Below are 16,172 nucleotides of genomic sequence, written 5' to 3' on the forward strand. Positions count from 1 at the left end.
TTCGATAGCCCGCGGCTATGTGCTCTGTCCCACACGGTTTCCAAGAGCCAAAGGTCCCGAGGGTGTGCGACGAAATTCACATCGGGTCACACGGTGGGGGGCGCATCGAGCCGGCTTCGGCGATAGCCCTAGGCTATTGAGGTGTGCAGCTCCAGCAACTGGCCTACTTCACGGCCGTGGCCGAGACGCGGCACTTCACCCAGGCCGCGGAGCGGATGCGAGTCGCCCAGCCGTCGCTGAGCAAGCAGATCAAGAGCCTCGAGACCGAGCTGGGAGCGCCCCTGTTCAGCCGGGCCCGGGGCAACGTCACGCTCACCGCGGCGGGTGAGGCGCTGCTCCCGCTCGCGCGCCGCATGCTCGCCGACGCCGAGACCGCCCGGCGCGAGGTCGCCGAGCTCGCCGGGCTGCGGCGGGGACGCGTGCGCCTCGGCGCGACCCCGTCGCTGTGCGCCGGGCTGCTGGCCGACGCGCTGGCCCGCTTCCACCTCGCCTACCCCGGCGTGGAGCTGAAGGTCGAGGAGGGCGGGTCCCGCGACCTCGTCCGCGACCTCGCCCGGGGCCAGCTCGACCTGGCGCTGATCATCCTGCCGCTGCAGAGCAGCGACCCCTCCCTGGTCACCCAGGAGATCCTCAGCGAGAACCTCGTCGTGGCCTCCGCGTCACCCCGGGGGCGCAGATCGTACCTGCGGATCGAGGACCTGCGCGGACGGCCCATGGTCATGTTCCGCAGGGGCTACGACGTGCGGGAGGCGACGCTGGCGGCCTGCCGGCAGGCGGGGTTCGAGCCGCGCTTCGCGGTGGAGGGCGGGGAGATGGACGCGGTGCTGCGGTTCGTCGAGGCGGGGCTGGGCATCGCGGTGGTGCCCTCGATGGTGCTGGAGAACCGGCCGACGCTGACGGGCACGCCGTTGCTGCCCGGGCTGCGCCGTACGGTCGCCCTCGCGCACCGCAAGGACGTGGAGCCGACCCGGGCCGCGCAGGCCTTCCGCGGAACGCTGTTGTCGTTTCTCGGCGAGGCCGCGCGTGATGGGACGCTTCCTCAGGGAATAGAGGCGCTCGTTGACGTGTGAGCCCTAATCATGCGGTTCCCAGACGATAGGTTTGTGCGCACGATGCTGCACGACGATGATGCCGACGCTGACGAGAGGCGTTCGTGACCCCCGTCTCCCCTGATCTGCCCGATCCGCTCACTCTCCTGCTGATCGAGGACGACGCCGGCGACGCGTTTCTCGTCGAGGAGTTGCTGGCGGGCGCCGAGAGGCCGCCGAAGATCACCTGGGCGCGGACGCTCGCCGAGGGGCGGGCGCGGCTCACCGACGACGTGCAGTGCGTGCTCGTCGACCTCTCCCTTCCCGACGCGTCGGGGCTGGAGGCGCTCCAGCAGGTCCTCGCCATGGCGACGGACACGGCGGTGCTCGTCCTCACCGGGCTCGGGGACGCGCACGTCGGCATCGAGGCGGTCGCCGCCGGGGCGCAGGACTTCCTGGTCAAGCAGGACATCGACGCCCGGCTGCTGATCCGCGCCATCCGCTACGCCATCGAGCGCAAGCGCGCCGACCTCGCCATGCGCGAGCTTCTCCAGGAACGCATCCTCAGCAAGGAGAACTCCCGGCTCGAACGCGGCCTGCTGCCCGTCCCCCTGCTCGACCCCTCGATCCTGCACCACCAGGCGCGCTACCTTCCCGGACGTGCGGGCGGGCTGCTCGCGGGCGACTTCTGGGACACCGTGCAGACGCCCGACGGCGCGGTGCACGTGCTGATCGGCGACGTGTGCGGGCACGGGCCCGACGAGGCCGCCCTCGGCACGGCGCTGCGCATCGCCTGGCGCACGCTCGTGCTGGCCGGGCAGAGCGGCAACGACGTGCTGCGCACGCTCGACACGCTGCTGCGGCACGAGCGCAAGTCGCCGGAGATCTTCACCACGATGTGCACCGCGGCCATCGCCCCCGACCTGACCACCGCCCGCCTGCACGTGATCGGGCATCCACCGCCGCTGCTGCTACGCGACGGCGTGCTCGGCGTGGTCACCGAGACGCCGTCGGGCCCGCCGCTCGGGATCTTCCCGGGCGTCGAGTGGACGTCCATCGACGTCACCCTGGGCGATCGGTGGTCGCTGCTCCTCTACACCGACGGCCTGATCGAGGCCACGGTCGGCGAGAACCGCGACCTGCTCGGCACCGAGGGGCTCGCGAACCTGATCCGCGCCCATGCGGGGATCGACCTCGACCGCATCATCACCAGCCTCGACGGCGCCATGCACGACGACGTCGCGGCCGTCCTCGTGTCCCGGGGTGAGGGCGAGTGAGCTCGCCGGCCCCGCTGCCCCCGCTGGCGCCGTCCACTCGGGGCTCGCGCCTGCCGGTCGGCCGGTGGTTCGTGCTCGCCGGAGCCGGCGTCCTGGTCATATTCGTGATCGCGGTCAGCGCCATCCTGCTGGCGCTCTCGACAACGCACGAGGCCCGGGAGACCCTCGTCGACGCGGTCGACCCCGCCGCCCTCCAGACGCTGCGCGTCGCCCGGGCGGTGCAGGCCCAGGAGGGCGCGATCCGCGGATACGGGCTCACCGGCGAGCAGCAGTACCTCGACGCCTACCGCCAGGGGGTCACCGAGGAGCGCTCGGCGACCGACGAGATCGACAGGCTCACCCCCCGGCTGCCCGAGGGGTACGGCGTGCGCCGGCACATCGGCGCGATCAACGACGCCACGACCGCGTGGCGGCGCGACTACGCCGAGCCCGTGGTCACGCGGACCCTCAAGAGCGGACCCGGCTCGCTCACCGACCTGGCGAGGAACAACCTCCAGCGCTTCTCCGCGGTCAGGAGCGCGCTCGACACGCAGCAGGCCCTGCTCGGGCGGCTGCACGACGTCGCCAGGGACCGGCTCTACTCCGGCTGGAACACCATTTATGTGGCGGTCGCGGCGCTGGCCGGCGCGATGGTGCTGGCGATCGTGTTCTGCACGCTGATCGTGCGCCGTGCGGTCACGAGCCCGATCGCGCGGCTGACCCGGCAGGTCCGGGCGGTGGCGGCGGGCGACTTCGACCACGAGCTCGGGGTCGAGCGCCCGGCCGAGCTGTGGGAGCTGTCCGGCCACATCGACGGCATGCGCCGCCGGATCATGACCGAGTGGCAGTCGTCCGCCGAGGCCCGCCAGCAGCTCGCCGAGCAGGCCGAGGAGCTCAGGCGCTCCAACCGCGAGCTGGAGCAGTTCGCCTACGTGGCCAGCCACGACCTGCAGGAGCCGCTGCGCAAGGTGGCGAGCTTCACCCAGATGCTGGAGCAGCGCTACGCCGACCGGCTCGACGACCGCGCCCGGCAGTACATCGGCTTCGCCGTCGACGGCGCCCGCCGCATGCAGCTGCTCATCAACGACCTGCTCGACTTCTCGCGGGTGGGCCGGGTCGGCGGCGAACGTGAGGAGATGGACACGGGCGACGCGCTGGCCGGCGCGCTGCGCAACCTCGACGCCCGGCTGTCGGAGACCGGCGCGGCGGTCACCCACGACGACCTGCCCAAGGTCGTCGGCAACCGCACGCTGCTGACCCAGCTCTTCCAGAACCTCGTCAGCAACGCGCTCAAGTTCCGCTCCGAGGAGCCTCCCCGCGTCCACATCGGCGTACGGCGGGACGGCGACATGTGGGAGTTCAGCTGCTCGGACAACGGGATCGGCGTCGAGCCGAAGTACGCCGACCGCATCTTCCTGATCTTCCAGCGCCTGCACCCGAGGGACGTCTATCCCGGGACGGGCATCGGACTGGCCCTGTGCCGCAAAATCGTCGAATATCATGGCGGCCGGATCTGGCTCGACACGAGCGAGGACGCCGGAGCCACGTTCCGCTGGACCCTGCCGGCCCTGGGAGACCCCAATGAGTGAGTTCCGCCCCATCGAGGTTCTCCTGGTCGAGGACGACCCGGGCGACGTCCTGCTCTGCCAGGAGGCGTTCTCCTACAACAAGGTCGGCAACAACCTCCACGTGGTCAATGACGGCGAGCAGGCGCTGGCCTTCCTGCGCGGCGAGGGGCAGTACGGCTCCGCGCCCCGGCCCGACCTGGTGCTGCTCGACCTCAACCTGCCCCGCGTGAACGGCTTCGAGGTGCTGGAGGAGGTCAAGAAGGACCCCTCGCTGCGCACCATCCCCGTTGTGATCCTCACCACATCGGAGGCCGAGCAGGATATCCTGCGGGGATACAACCTGCACGCTAACGCGTACATCACCAAACCCGTGGATTTCGACCAGTTCACCCGGGTAGTACGGCAAGTCGACGAATTCTTCGTGACCGTGGTCAAACTGCCGGGGAAGTGACCGAGATCACATGGAGGAGGAGTGACCCTCCTCACACTTCGTGATGTGCTCGTCGTAATGTGTGCCCCACCAATAACGCGCACGGCCTGAGCAGTACGGCGCGGTCGCTCCGGCGTGCGCGGAGTCAGTGAGGGTGGAAGGTCTCCGATGACCCAGACAACGGCCGAGAGCGCGGCAAGGAAACAACGCGCGCAGATCAGGGTGCGCACTCTTCGCACCGACCGATGGTGGCTGGCTCCGGCGTTCACGTTCGCCGGACTCCTGTTGTTCTTGATTTACGGATTTTGGGCGATCTTCGACGGAAGCTACTTCGTCGACCCGTACATCGCGCCCTTCTCGTCGCCGTGTCTGGCGACGTCCTGTCCCGAGGGGGCCCGGTTGTTCGGGCTCGCCCCGTTCGGCGACTGGTACACGTTGCCGCCCGGGATTCTGATCCTCGGTTTGCCCGGTGGTTTCCGGCTCACCTGCTACTACTACCGCAAGGCCTACTACAGGTCGTTCTGGCTGTCGCCGCCGGCCTGCGCCGTGGCCGAGCCGCACGGGAAGTACACCGGCGAGACGCGTCTGCCGCTGATCCTGCAGAACATCCACCGCTACTTCTTCTACTTCGCCATCATCATCGGCCTGATCCTGACGTACGACGCGGTGCTGGCGCTGGTGCACAAGCCCGCCGGGCTGGGCAGCTGGATCCTGCTCGTGAACGCGGCCCTGATCCTCTGCTACACGTTCGGCTGCCACTCGTGCCGTCACATCACCGCCGGGCGCCTGAACCACTTCTCCAGGCATCCGCTGCGCTACAAGGCGTGGACCCTGGTCTCGAAGCTCAACGCCAGGCACCAGCAGTTCGCCTGGGCCTCGCTGTTCTCGGTCATGATCGCCGACCTGTACGTCCGGCTCGTCGCCAAGGGCGTCATCAACTTCCCGTTCGCATAAGGATTTCAAGTGGAGCGTCACGAATACGACGTCGTCGTCATCGGAGCCGGTGGAGCGGGGCTCCGCGCGGCGATCGAGGCGCGGCAGCAGGGCAAGCGGACGGCGATCGTCTGCAAGTCGTTGTTCGGCAAGGCCCACACGGTCATGGCCGAGGGCGGCGCCGCGGCCGCGATGGGCAACGTCAACTCGAGCGACAACTGGATGGTGCACTTCCGCGACACCATGCGCGGGGGCAAGTTCCTCAACAACTGGCGCATGGCCGAGCTGCACGCCAAGGAGGCCCCGGACCGCGTCTGGGAGCTGGAGGCCTGGGGCGCGCTGTTCGACCGCACCAAGGACGGCAAGATCAGCCAGCGCAACTTCGGCGGCCACGAGTACCCGCGCCTGGCGCACGTCGGCGACCGCACCGGTCTGGAGCTGATCCGCACCCTCCAGCAGCGCGTCGTCGCCCTGCAGCAGGAGGACGAGAAGCTGCACGGCGACCCCGAGGCGTACATCAAGGTCTTCGCCGAGTGCACGGTCACCCGGCTGCTGAAGGACGGGGACGCGATCTCCGGCGCCTTCGGCTACTGGCGCGAGACGGGCGACTTCATCGTCTTCGACGCCCCCGCCGTGGTGCTGGCCACCGGCGGCATCGGCAAGTCGTACGTCGTCACGTCGAACTCCTGGGAGTACACCGGTGACGGTCACGCGCTGGCCCTGCTCGCCGGCGCGCGGCTCATCAACATGGAGTTCATCCAGTTCCACCCGACGGGCATGGTCTGGCCCCCGTCGGTGCGCGGCATCCTGGTGACCGAGTCGGTGCGCGGCGACGGCGGCGTCCTGCGCAACTCCGAGGGCCGCCGCTTCATGTTCGACTACATCCCGGACGTGTTCAAGGACAAGTACGCCACGACCGAGGAGGAGGCGGACCGCTGGTACGACGACCAGGCCAACAACCGGCGTCCGCCGGAGCTGCTGCCGCGTGACGAGGTGGCGAGGGCGATCAACGCCGAGGTGAAGGCCGGGCGCGGGTCACCGCAGGGCGGCGTGTTCCTCGACGTGTCCACCCGCCTGCCCGCCGCCGAGATCACCAGGCGGCTGCCGTCGATGCACCACCAGTTCAAGGAGCTGGCGGACGTCGACATCACCAAGGAGCCCATGCAGGTCGGCCCGACCTGCCACTACGTCATGGGCGGCGTCGAGGTGGACGCCGACACCGGCGCGGCCTCGGTCCCCGGCCTGTTCGCGGCCGGCGAGGTCTCCGGCGGCATGCACGGCTCCAACCGCCTCGGCGGTAACTCGCTGTCCGACCTGCTGGTGTTCGGCCGCCGGGCCGGCGCGGGAGCCGCGGCGTACGTGGACGGGCTGGCCAAGCGGCCGGCCGTGACCGGTCTCGATGAGGCTCAGACCGAGGCCCTGGCCCCGCTGGAGCGGAGCGGCGGGGAGAACCCGTACGAGGTCCACCACGAACTGCAGCGCACGATGAACGACCTGGTCGGCATCATCCGCAAGTCCGAAGAGATCAGCGAGGCCCTCCAGGTCATCGAGAAGCTCAAGGAGCGGGCCAAGAACACCGCCTCCTCGGGCAGCCGGATCTACAACCCGGGCTGGCACCTCGCGATCGACCTGCGCAACATGCTGCTGGTCAGCGAGTGCGTGGCGAAGGCCGCGCTGCTGCGCGAGGAGAGCCGCGGCGGCCACACCCGCGACGACTACCCCGGCATGTCGGCCGAGTGGCGGCGCAGGCTGCTGGTCTGCTCCGCGAAGCCGGACGGCACGTCCATCACCGTGGAGGAGGATGTCCAGCCGTCCATGCGGGGCGACCTCATCAGCCTGTTCGAGCGCTCCGAGCTGGAGAAGTACCTCACCGAGGAAGAGCTGGCGGAATACGACGCCGCGGTCAAGGAGTCGTGATGGGATACAAGGCGAAGTTCCGCGTCTGGCGCGGTGAGGGCGGGGAGGGCCGCCTGGAGGACTTCACCGTCGAGGTGAACGAGGGCGAGGTCGTCCTCGACGTCATCCACCGGCTCCAGGCCACGCAGGCCCCCGACCTCGCGGTGCGCTGGAACTGCAAGGCCGGCAAGTGCGGCTCGTGCTCGATGGAGATCAACGGCAAGCCGCGGCTGGGTTGTATGACCCGGATGTCCACCTTCGAGGAGAGCGAGACCATCACGGTCACGCCGCTGCGGACGTTCCCGGTCATCAAGGACCTGGTGACGGACGTGTCGTTCAACTACCAGAAGGCCCGCGAGATCCCGTCGTTCACGCCGCCCGCCGACGTGAAGCCGGGCGAGTACCGCATGCAGCAGGTCGACGTCGAGCGCTCGCAGGAGTTCCGCAAGTGCATCGAGTGCTTCATGTGCCAGAACGTCTGCCACGTGATCCGCGACCATGAGGAGAACAAGCCGAACTTCGCCGGCCCGCGTTACCTCATGCGGATCGCCGAGCTCGACATGCATCCGTACGACGTGGCGGACCGCAAGGAGTCGGCGCAGGAGGAGCACGGCCTGGGCTACTGCAACATCACCAAGTGTTGCACCGAGGTCTGCCCGGAGCACATCAAGATCACTGACAACGCCCTGATCCCGATGAAGGAGCGCGTGGTCGACCGGAAGTACGACCCGCTGGTCTGGCTGGGCTCGAAGATCTTCAAGCGGCAGCGCTGAGCCTGCGGAAAAGGCGCCGATCGGTCCGTCCGATCGGCGCCTTTCTGTTGGTCCCTGTCAGTTGGTCACTGCCGGGTGGCCGGGTCCTCGCCCTCGCCGACCGCCTGGCTCCAGGGGTCGGGCGCGCCCTGAGGAGGCTGCTGGGCCTGCGCCTGCATCTGGGCCTGCATCTGGGCCTGCTGCATCTGGGCGGGGTCGGCCACCGGATACCCGTACGGCTGGGCGTAGCCGTACGGCACCTGGTAGCCGTAGGGCTGCTGCGGATAGCCCACGGTGTAGGGCTGGACGGGCACGAAGCCCATCATCGGGGCGTAGCCGGGGGTGGCCGCCGGGTAGGCCGCCGCCGCCACCTCGGGAGCAGGCGTCCGCGCCGCGGCCGGGCCTCCTCGCCGTACGGCGGCGGCGTGCGCCATCCTGCGCAGCCGGCCCTCGAAGATCAGCCAGGCGATCAGCGCGATGCCCACGAGCACCCCGGCGGGGATGGCGAGCCGGTGGGCCAGCGTGGGCTTGTCGTACTCGGGAGACGCGTTGCGGATCTCGATCGGCACCGTCTGGGGATCGGGCTGCTCGAACGACACGCCCGGGCTGGGGGACTGCTGCGCCGTGTCCGGCGTCGGCTCGGCCGACGCGGGGGGCAGGCTCACCTCCCCGTTCTCCTCCACCGTCGGGCTGGGATCCGTGGTGGGGGTGTCGGTCAGCGTCGGGATCGTCTGCGTGGGGTTCTGCTCGGTCGTGGACGCGGGGGGAGCGGTCGTCGTCGTGACCGGCTTGGGCTCCTTGGTCTTGGTCTGCTTCGGCGACGGCGTCGGCGTGATGGTGACGGTCTTGGTCACCACGGGCTCGGCCGTGGGGCTCGCGCTCGCCGAGGACGTGACCGGCGGCGTCTGGGTGACGGTCACCGTGACGACGGCGCACTGGGGGTCCTGGGTGGGGTCACACGGCTCCACCGGCTCGGCGTTGGCGCCGAGCACCGGGCCCACGGCCAGGACCGCCAACGTGGCGATGGCCACCGACGCGACAGCCGAGGACGCGGCTCTCATGTACACGCGTCCGATCAACGCTCGCCTCCTGTCGGCCCTGCTTCGAGGTCAGAACAAATTGTAGATTGGTAAAAGCAGGAGCAAAGCCCGATCTTGCGAACGATTCGGCGACTATCCGCTCCGATTCGGCAGCAACTTCTCGATGGCGGCGACGACCGGAAGATCCGCGGGAAGCCAGGGGACGTCGTACAACTCCTGCGGCTCCAGCCAGCGCAGTGCGAGGTGCTCCAGCGGGCGGGGCGCACCCGCGGCGACGGTGGCGAACCACACGTGCATCACATAGCCGTCCTGCAGGGGCCAGTCCCCGCCGACGCGACCTCCGAGGACGACCTGGACGCCGAGCTCCTCGGCGCACTCCCGCACCAGCGCCGCGCGCTCGTCCTCCCCCGGCTCGACCTTCCCTCCGGGGAACTCCCAGCCGCCGCGCATGGCCGGGGGCCCGGACCGTTGGGCGGCCAGGAGGCGGCCGCCCTCGACGATCGCGGCCCCGACGACGAGGCGCGCGTCCGTCACGTCTGCGCCCGCTTCAGCTGCGCGATGACGGTCTCGTTCTCCAGCGGCCGGGTGAAGCCCACGATGTTGGGCCGATCGTGGTACGTCGAGACCTTGATGGGCCCGCACAGCGTGCACCGCGCCTCGATCATCTTGCCGGGCGACACGACCATCCCGACATGGCCCGGATTGTCCTTTGAGGTGCCGGGGCCGGCGTTGAAGAAGACCAGGTCACCGGGCTGCTCCTTCCCCTCCTCGATCTTCGCGCCGAAGGGCCACTGGCCGAAGGTCGTGCGGGGAATGCTCAGACCCGCGTTGCGGTAGGCCATGTAGATGATCCCCGAGCAGTCGAAGGCGTCCGGGCCCGTGCCGCCCCACCGGTACGGCTTGCCCCGCTGCGCCAGAGCGTACTCGAGGATCTTGCGGACGACGTCGTCGGGGGCGCTGTCGACGAAGCCGGAGTCGCAGGCCGGGTCGGCCTCGGGCGGCAGGCCGATCTCCCCGGTCGCCGCGTAACGCTTGGCGATCTCCAGCACCTGGTCGACGTACCAGGTGGCCCGGTTGTAGACGAAGATCGCCCTTCTGAGGTCGTCGGGTGCGCCGTTGCGCTTGAGCATCTTGGCCGCGCCGAGGATGGCGTCCGCCGGGTCGTAGACGTCGCCGTAGCCGTCCCCGTCGCCGTCGGAGGCGTAACCGTTGATCCCCGGCTCGATCTTCATCTTCGCCTGGCCGCCCCAGGTGCTGATGAGGAACTGCATGGGCCCCGCGGCCCCCGCGTAGTTGGTGCCGGTGCGCACCCCCGGCAACGTCGAGCGGCCGTGGTTCGTCTCCCGTTTACCGATGGCGGCCAGGACGTTCCACTGCACGCCGATCTGCTTGCCGAACTTCTTGTAGAGCTCCAGGTAGTCGGCCGGGATGTCGCCCTGAGCGGTCTGCGAGACGGTGGTGACGGCCCCGCCCGAGGTCTCCCCCGTGGCCGCCTCGGCGCAGTTCTCGGCCGCGCCGCCGCCGAAGAGGATCGACGGGCTGGGCGTCATCAGGATGATCGAGCCGAACAGCGTGGCCGGGACGATCACGATGAGGGCGACGGCGATCGTCCGCCAGTCCCGTCCTGCCGACGCGAGCCTGCGTACGACGCGCGTCGAGGCGGGAGTCATGCGCGGCGGAGCGGTCACGGCGAGCTGTCCCCGTCCTGACCGGCGTCGGCCAGTTGCAGGTCGTACACCCGCCAGTCGGTCCCCGCCTTGATCACGGTCACCGCGAACCGCTCGGGCACGTCCTTCTGACCGTTCTTGTCCGTCACGTGACGGGCCGAGTCGACGACGAACACCACCTGGTCGGCCGTCATGTCGCGGATCGTCGTCACCTTCGCCGACCCCTTGGAGGTCACCTGGTCGGCCTCGTTCTGCTCCACCACGGCGGGGTCGGTGACCGTCCTGGTGAGCTGGCCGGCGAACTCGTCGGTCGCGAACCGCTTCAGCCGGTCGGCCCGCGCCGCGGGATCCTCGCCGGGCGAGAAGGTGCCGTACGCCTCGGTGAAGCGGCGCGCCAGGTCGGCCGCCGCGCCGATCTCCTCCCGCGACAGCGGCAGGTACGCGTACACGTCGAAGGCGGCCGGAGTCGTGGCCACCGGGCTCGGCTCGCGGGCCGCGGCCGTCGCCCGCGAGGTGGCCACGACCGACTGCTCCCTCGTCTGCGCGTCGTCCGCGGAGGAGCCCGAGGGCCCGCTCATCGTGAGGTAGACGCCGACGGCGGCGAGCACCGCGACGGCCGCCGCGAAGGCGAGGCCCTTCCCCCGGTCACTGTTTCGGCTTCTCATCAGTCGCCGTCAGCGGGCCTGGCCCAGAACGGAGTGGGCGCGTCGCTGTCGCGGCGCGTGCCCTCTCCCCTGCTCGGCAGCCAGAGCGGGGGCGGCTCGGCGGAACGGGGACGGCTGGACGAGCCGCCGGACGAACCGGAGTCGCGCGACGGGGCGGGCCGGGAACGGCCGCCGTCGCTGCGGCGGGACGATCCGCCGAAGATGCCCCCGGACGAACCACTGGAAGAACCACCGGACGACCTGTTCGAGGACCTGCCGGAGGAGCCGCCCGACGAGCCGCGCGAACCGCCGCCGAAGAACCCGCCCGAGCCTCCGCCGGACGGCCGGGGGGACGACGGCCGGGACGCCCAGCCGCCACCGGACCTGCCGCCGAACCAGCCACCGCCGGATCCGCCACTCGATCCGCCGCTCGGGCGGCCGCGGGACGGCGTGGGCTGCGCGGCCGGCGGAGCAGGAGCGGGCGAGACGCCGGTGACCCGCTGCGGCGGAGCAGCCGGGCTTCCCGCCGACGATCCCGCGGCGGACGCGGCGGACGCGCCTGACACGGCCGACGCGGCCGACGCGGCCCGCGCTGCGGGGCGCACCCCCGACAGGTTGAGCGGCGGGGCCGTTCCCGGACGCGAGGCGGCGACCCCGGCCTTGCGGCGACCTGCCCCCTGCGCGTCGGCGTCGAGCGGCGCGGGCTGTGCCCCGGCACGGGCTCCCGCCTGGGCGGGAACGGCGCCCGCGCCCTCCTCGCCGCGCACGCGGCCCTGCGCCACGCCCGCCGCGGCGGCCGCCGTGCCCGCACCGGTCGCCATCGCGGCCGCGCTGATGACCGGTTCGGCCTTGCGCAGGCCCCACCGGGCCGCCCGGGCCGCCGCGACCGGCGGCAGTGCGTTGGCCGCCCGCGAGAGGGTCGGCGCGGTGGCGGCCTCGCCGAGCATCCGGGTGGCGATCGTGTGCCCGTCCATCGAGGCGAACAGGTGCTGGAACGGCCGTCTGTAGAAGAAGACCGCGATCGTCAGCAGCGCCATGAACAGGATCTGCATGCCCCAGGGCAGGCTGGTCGAGATGATCAGCGCGTAGCCGTACACGAGGACGCCCAGCACCAGGGCCAGCACCGCCTGGCGCAGCAGGGTGCCGACCAGCATCTCCACCCAGCGCATGGCGATGATCCGGCCGGAGCCCGGATGCACGCCGATCAGCAGGAAGACCGGCCCGAGCATCAGCAGCAGGAGGAAGCCGACCTTCAGGACGAGCAGCGACACCGCGACGAGGAAGATGAGCAGACCGGCGACCATGGCCGCGATGAACGCGCCGATCGCGATGCCCAGCCGGCTGGTCCAGTCCTTGCCCTGGAACAGGAAGTACGCCGGGGTGCTCTGCATCGGCTTGGCGACCTCCTCCTCGAAACGCTGCTGGTGCGAGTCGGAGGCCGGCGTCTGATCGGCGGCCTGCTCGGCGGCGTCGATCGCCTGGAGGTTGAGCAGCTTGGCGCCCATGCCCTTCACGAGCCCGGAGTTGGGGTCGGCCGTCCCGAACTCGCCCATCAGCCACGGCTTGCAGACCAGGACCGACCACAACGCGTCGGCGTTCTGCTCCACGCCGGGCGTGCCCTGGCGGCCGTAGCCGCCCGCCGTCGGGGCGCTCGGCACCTCGCCCGGCGCGGTCTCCTTCATCGGCAGGCAGGACGCGCCGCCCGCCCCGGGCAGCCCGGAGAACGCCGAGTTGACGATCTCGCCGGTCTTGTCGGTCACGGTCTTGCCGAGGCTGGTGAAGTCGCCGGGGCGGCTGAAGAACCAGATGGCGACCGTGACCGCGAGGACCATCCAGATGACGCCCTCGGTGGTCGTCGTCGCGCGCTTGCGGATCAGGCCGTACCACGCCAGCCAGATCGCGCCGAGGATGACGATCGGCCGCAGGTAGGGCCAGTACATCGCGTTGGCGAGGTTGGTGACGATCTCGTCGGCGACGTCCTTGATGGGCTGCAGCGGCCCCTCGGTCGCCGCCGCCTGGTAGGTGCTGATCGTCAGCCGGTCGACGGCCTTGGCCCACGAGAACACCGTGTTGGCCCACGCGTTGCCGAGCACGGCCGTGACGTCGGAGCACCCGAGGTCGTAGGTGTGCCAGAACTGGCCGGCCATGCCGTACCGCTCGTAGTTGGTCGCCGGCTCCTTCGGCGCCTGAGGGGTGCTCTGACCGGCGGCCGTCACCTCTTCGCTCGACGGCGGCTGGACCAGCCCGTCGACGCCGCCGCCCACGATCTCGGGAGCGAGGCTGGGCGACAGGTCACAGGGACCGACCGCGCTCGCCGTACCGGTGGGGAAGACCAGCGGAAGCGTCACGAACGCCGCGAAGGCGACGAGAAGCAGGGCCAGGGTCCGACGGACCCTCCTGCCGCGTCTGCCGCCCTCCCGGGTGCGACCCCTAGGACCGTTCCTGCGCACGCTCACGATCGCACCTCCTGCGCGACCCCCGACCGACCGGAGCCCCCGTCAAGAAGATCATGCACGTTCTCGTTGGGTTTGTCGTGTGTCGGATTGGTGTCAAGCCAGCGCAGCAGCTCCTCCGAGATAAGGTCCACCCCGATACGGCCCGCCCGGCCGTCCAGATCCCGGAAGACGCACTCCCCGTTGCCCAGGGAGCGCAGCACCGCCTTGTGTTCCTCCGACGGGTCGACGCCGAGGAGCTCCATCACGTGCTCGACCTCCACGCGTTCCGTCGAGCGGAACGCGAAGACCGACGACAGACAGTTGGTCACCTGCTCGTTCAGCAGGTCACCGGCGTTCTGCGAGACCAGGACGAGCGCCGTGTTGCGCGAGCGGCCCATCCGGGAGACCTCCGGCACGAGCTTGGCCCCCTCGGGAGTGGACGTGATCGCCCACGCCTCGTCGAGGAAGATCGCCTTCGGCGTGCGCCGGTCGAGCCCGTTCATCAGGCGCCGCGCGAACTGCGACACGAGGTAGAGCAGCGCGACCGACAGCCGCTGCTCATAGGAGTAGTCGTCCCTGGCCGTCATCACGTCGGGCAGCGTGAGGCCGCCGAGCGTGAACACGGTCGTCCAGCCCTCGGTGTCGATCTGCTCGCCGCCCGAGGCGTCGAAGCACAGCCGGGCCAGGTGCATCTCCGACATCGACCGCAGCACGGCGCCGAGGTTCTTCGATGCCGGGTCGGTGGACTGCTCCAGGTGGTCCACCACCTTGCCCAGTGAGGGGTCGGGCTCGTTGGAGACCGCGGCGACCGCCTGGATCATGGCGGACTCGCGCTCCTCCGACATCCTCGGCAGCAGCAGCCGCAGGGTCTCGGTCGCCATCGTCTTCTTCGTCGCGATGTCGTCGCCGAACGAGAACGGGTCGAGCAGGCCCGGCGCGGCCGACCCCAGCGGGATGACCCTGGCCTTGCGGCCGCGGTTGCGCAGCAGCCGTACGAGCGACTCGGCGTCGCCCTTGGGGTCGATGACCGCGTTCGTGACGCCGCGCAGCGCCATCTGGTAGATCAGCAGCAGCGCGAGCGTGGTCTTGCCGCCGCCCGGCTCACCGGTGATCGCGATGGCGGTCGGGCGGTTGCGCGCCGCCGCGACGAGCGGGTCGAAGTGCACGATGCTGCGGGCCCGGCCCAGCGTCTCCCCGACGTACGGCCCGATCCACCCGGCGTTCGACTCGTCCACCCGGTCGCCGAGCTCGACGGTCGCGGTGGCCATACCGCCCGCGATCGTGCGCAGCGGCTGCCGCTGGGCGTACGCGTTGACCCGCAGCCGCTCGCCGGGAAGGGCCTCGCAGAACAGCGAGAACTGGTCGCCGGTGGAGTTGACGACGTCGATGCCGAGGTCGCGGTAGTGCTCCACGACGGCCTCGACCCGCTGGACGCACATCTCCTCGGTCGGCGCGCTGACGCTCAGCCGATGCCAGCCGTACACGAACGGCAGCCGCTCCTTGGTGATGCCGTGCTCCAGCATGCGGGCGGCGTCGATCTGCTCGGCCAGCGCGAGCGGCGCCTCGGCGCCCGCCTCGCGGATGTGGATGTCCATGTCGCGGGCGTGGGCCAGCTTGCGCGCCACGTCCTTGCTCGCCCTGACCGGGGGGATCAGCCGCATCCGGCTGGAGACCTCCACGGGGAACGGCAACTGGTCGGCGAAGTGCAGCCACGGCTCGCCGTCGGGGAACGGCATGAGGTCGGGGAACCGGGCGAACGACAGGTGCGCGGTGTAGGAGTCTCCGGCCGGCTGCTCGATCCGCAGCAGCGACCTGCCGTTGTGGATCTGCCCCTCGACCAGCGCCTCGATCTCGCCCTTGCCCCACCTGCGGCGCGGCGTGGCCGAGGCCAGCGGCTCGCCGAGGCCGCCCGCCGCCGCGTGCTGGAACAGCCAGGCGATCTCGGTGGAGGTGGCGTGGCGGGCGTACAGCGCGCTGGAGGCCAGGGCCCGGCCGAGCCGCTCGGCGGCCTCGGTCCACCGGGTGATCTCCTTGTCCGGCACGTGGTCGTCGTCGATGCCGAGCGCCTTCTCGCTGCGCTGGTAGAAGCCGAAGAGCTGAGCGAGCACGCCGGTGCCGAGCTGCGCGCCACGCGGCCCGAGCCGTACGCCGAGATAGACCTCCTTGCTCCAGAAGTCCTTGGCCCAGACGTGGCGGTACATCTCCTCCAGGTACTCCCGCCAGCCCGGGCCCTCGTCGGAGGTCGAGTTGAGCGCCATCGCCCACTCCGCCGCCGGGTAGGCCCGGTGCGCGATCCGCAGGTGCACCTCGGCGTCGGGCATCCTGATCGCGGCCAGCGCGATCGTGATGTTGGTGGCCAGCGCCTCGCGCTCCTCGGGGGTGAGGAACTCGTAGCTCACCGTCGGCAGCCGGAAGTAGGCCCAGGCCGCCGAGTCGGTGAGGAGAACGCGATCGTCGAAGTAACGCACCGCGAGGCGACTGCGCGCCCTGCTCATCGACCTCTCACCAGCTTCCTCGCTCGCC

13 protein-coding genes are annotated in these 16,172 nt (G+C 70.5%); 7 read left to right on the forward strand and 6 right to left on the reverse strand.

Going from position 1 to position 16,172, the window contains the following annotated elements; genetic code table 11:
- Positions 1–143 precede the first annotated feature (143 nt).
- The 7 genes from BXA11_RS07980 (at position 144) to BXA11_RS08010 (ending at position 7,884) form a co-directional block, all read left to right on the forward strand.
- Entirely contained in the window at positions 144–1,070 is a 927-nt protein-coding gene (locus BXA11_RS07980; RefSeq protein ID WP_030507497.1) for a LysR family transcriptional regulator, read from the forward strand.
- Between the two features lie 83 nt (positions 1,071–1,153).
- Positions 1,154–2,305, forward strand: coding sequence for a PP2C family protein-serine/threonine phosphatase (locus BXA11_RS07985; RefSeq protein ID WP_076433928.1), 1,152 nt, complete (start codon positions 1,154–1,156; stop codon positions 2,303–2,305).
- Entirely contained in the window at positions 2,302–3,873 is a 1,572-nt protein-coding gene (locus tag BXA11_RS07990) for a sensor histidine kinase (protein ID WP_083744050.1), read from the forward strand. The genes BXA11_RS07985 and BXA11_RS07990 overlap by 4 nt, the downstream gene beginning before the upstream one ends.
- Complete coding sequence (locus BXA11_RS07995) at positions 3,866–4,303, forward strand: response regulator (RefSeq protein WP_030507500.1); 438 nt, start codon at positions 3,866–3,868, stop codon at positions 4,301–4,303. The genes BXA11_RS07990 and BXA11_RS07995 overlap by 8 nt, the downstream gene beginning before the upstream one ends.
- Before the next feature lie 147 nt (positions 4,304–4,450).
- Positions 4,451–5,236, forward strand: a complete 786-nt coding sequence (locus tag BXA11_RS08000) for a hypothetical protein (RefSeq protein WP_030507501.1) — start codon at positions 4,451–4,453, stop codon at positions 5,234–5,236.
- Between the two features lie 9 nt (positions 5,237–5,245).
- Complete coding sequence (locus BXA11_RS08005) at positions 5,246–7,132, forward strand: fumarate reductase/succinate dehydrogenase flavoprotein subunit (protein WP_076433929.1); 1,887 nt, start codon at positions 5,246–5,248, stop codon at positions 7,130–7,132.
- On the forward strand, positions 7,132–7,884 hold the full coding sequence (locus BXA11_RS08010) for a succinate dehydrogenase/fumarate reductase iron-sulfur subunit (RefSeq protein WP_030507503.1): 753 nt from the start codon (positions 7,132–7,134) through the stop codon (positions 7,882–7,884). The genes BXA11_RS08005 and BXA11_RS08010 overlap by 1 nt, the downstream gene beginning before the upstream one ends.
- Positions 7,885–7,949: 65 nt before the next feature.
- On the opposite strand, the gene BXA11_RS08015 is transcribed toward BXA11_RS08010, so the two are convergent.
- The 6 genes from BXA11_RS08015 to BXA11_RS08040 all read right to left on the reverse strand — a co-directional run bounded on the left by BXA11_RS08015 (position 7,950) and on the right by BXA11_RS08040 (position 16,144).
- Positions 7,950–8,942: a hypothetical protein gene (locus BXA11_RS08015; RefSeq protein WP_076433930.1), complete on the reverse strand. Its 993-nt coding sequence runs from the start codon at positions 8,940–8,942 to the stop codon at positions 7,950–7,952.
- A gap of 93 nt (positions 8,943–9,035) precedes the next feature.
- On the reverse strand, positions 9,036–9,437 hold the full coding sequence (locus BXA11_RS08020; RefSeq protein WP_076433931.1) for a (deoxy)nucleoside triphosphate pyrophosphohydrolase: 402 nt from the start codon (positions 9,435–9,437) through the stop codon (positions 9,036–9,038).
- Positions 9,434–10,591, reverse strand: coding sequence for a C40 family peptidase (locus BXA11_RS08025; RefSeq protein WP_239105067.1), 1,158 nt, complete (start codon positions 10,589–10,591; stop codon positions 9,434–9,436). Before BXA11_RS08025 ends, BXA11_RS08020 begins: the two co-directional genes overlap by 4 nt.
- Positions 10,588–11,235: a hypothetical protein gene (locus tag BXA11_RS08030; RefSeq protein ID WP_030507507.1), complete on the reverse strand. Its 648-nt coding sequence runs from the start codon at positions 11,233–11,235 to the stop codon at positions 10,588–10,590. Before BXA11_RS08030 ends, BXA11_RS08025 begins: the two co-directional genes overlap by 4 nt.
- Complete coding sequence (locus BXA11_RS08035) at positions 11,235–13,670, reverse strand: type IV secretion system protein (protein ID WP_076433932.1); 2,436 nt, start codon at positions 13,668–13,670, stop codon at positions 11,235–11,237. The genes BXA11_RS08030 and BXA11_RS08035 overlap by 1 nt, the downstream gene beginning before the upstream one ends.
- The gene (locus tag BXA11_RS08040; protein ID WP_076433933.1) at positions 13,667–16,144 is read right to left on the reverse strand and encodes an ATP-binding protein; all 2,478 of its coding nucleotides are present in this window, start codon (positions 16,142–16,144) and stop codon (positions 13,667–13,669) included. The genes BXA11_RS08035 and BXA11_RS08040 overlap by 4 nt, the downstream gene beginning before the upstream one ends.
- Positions 16,145–16,172: the final 28 nt, after the last annotated feature.

The organism is Microbispora rosea (genome assembly GCF_900156315.1).
In the GTDB taxonomy this organism is placed as follows: domain Bacteria; phylum Actinomycetota; class Actinomycetes; order Streptosporangiales; family Streptosporangiaceae; genus Microbispora; species Microbispora rosea.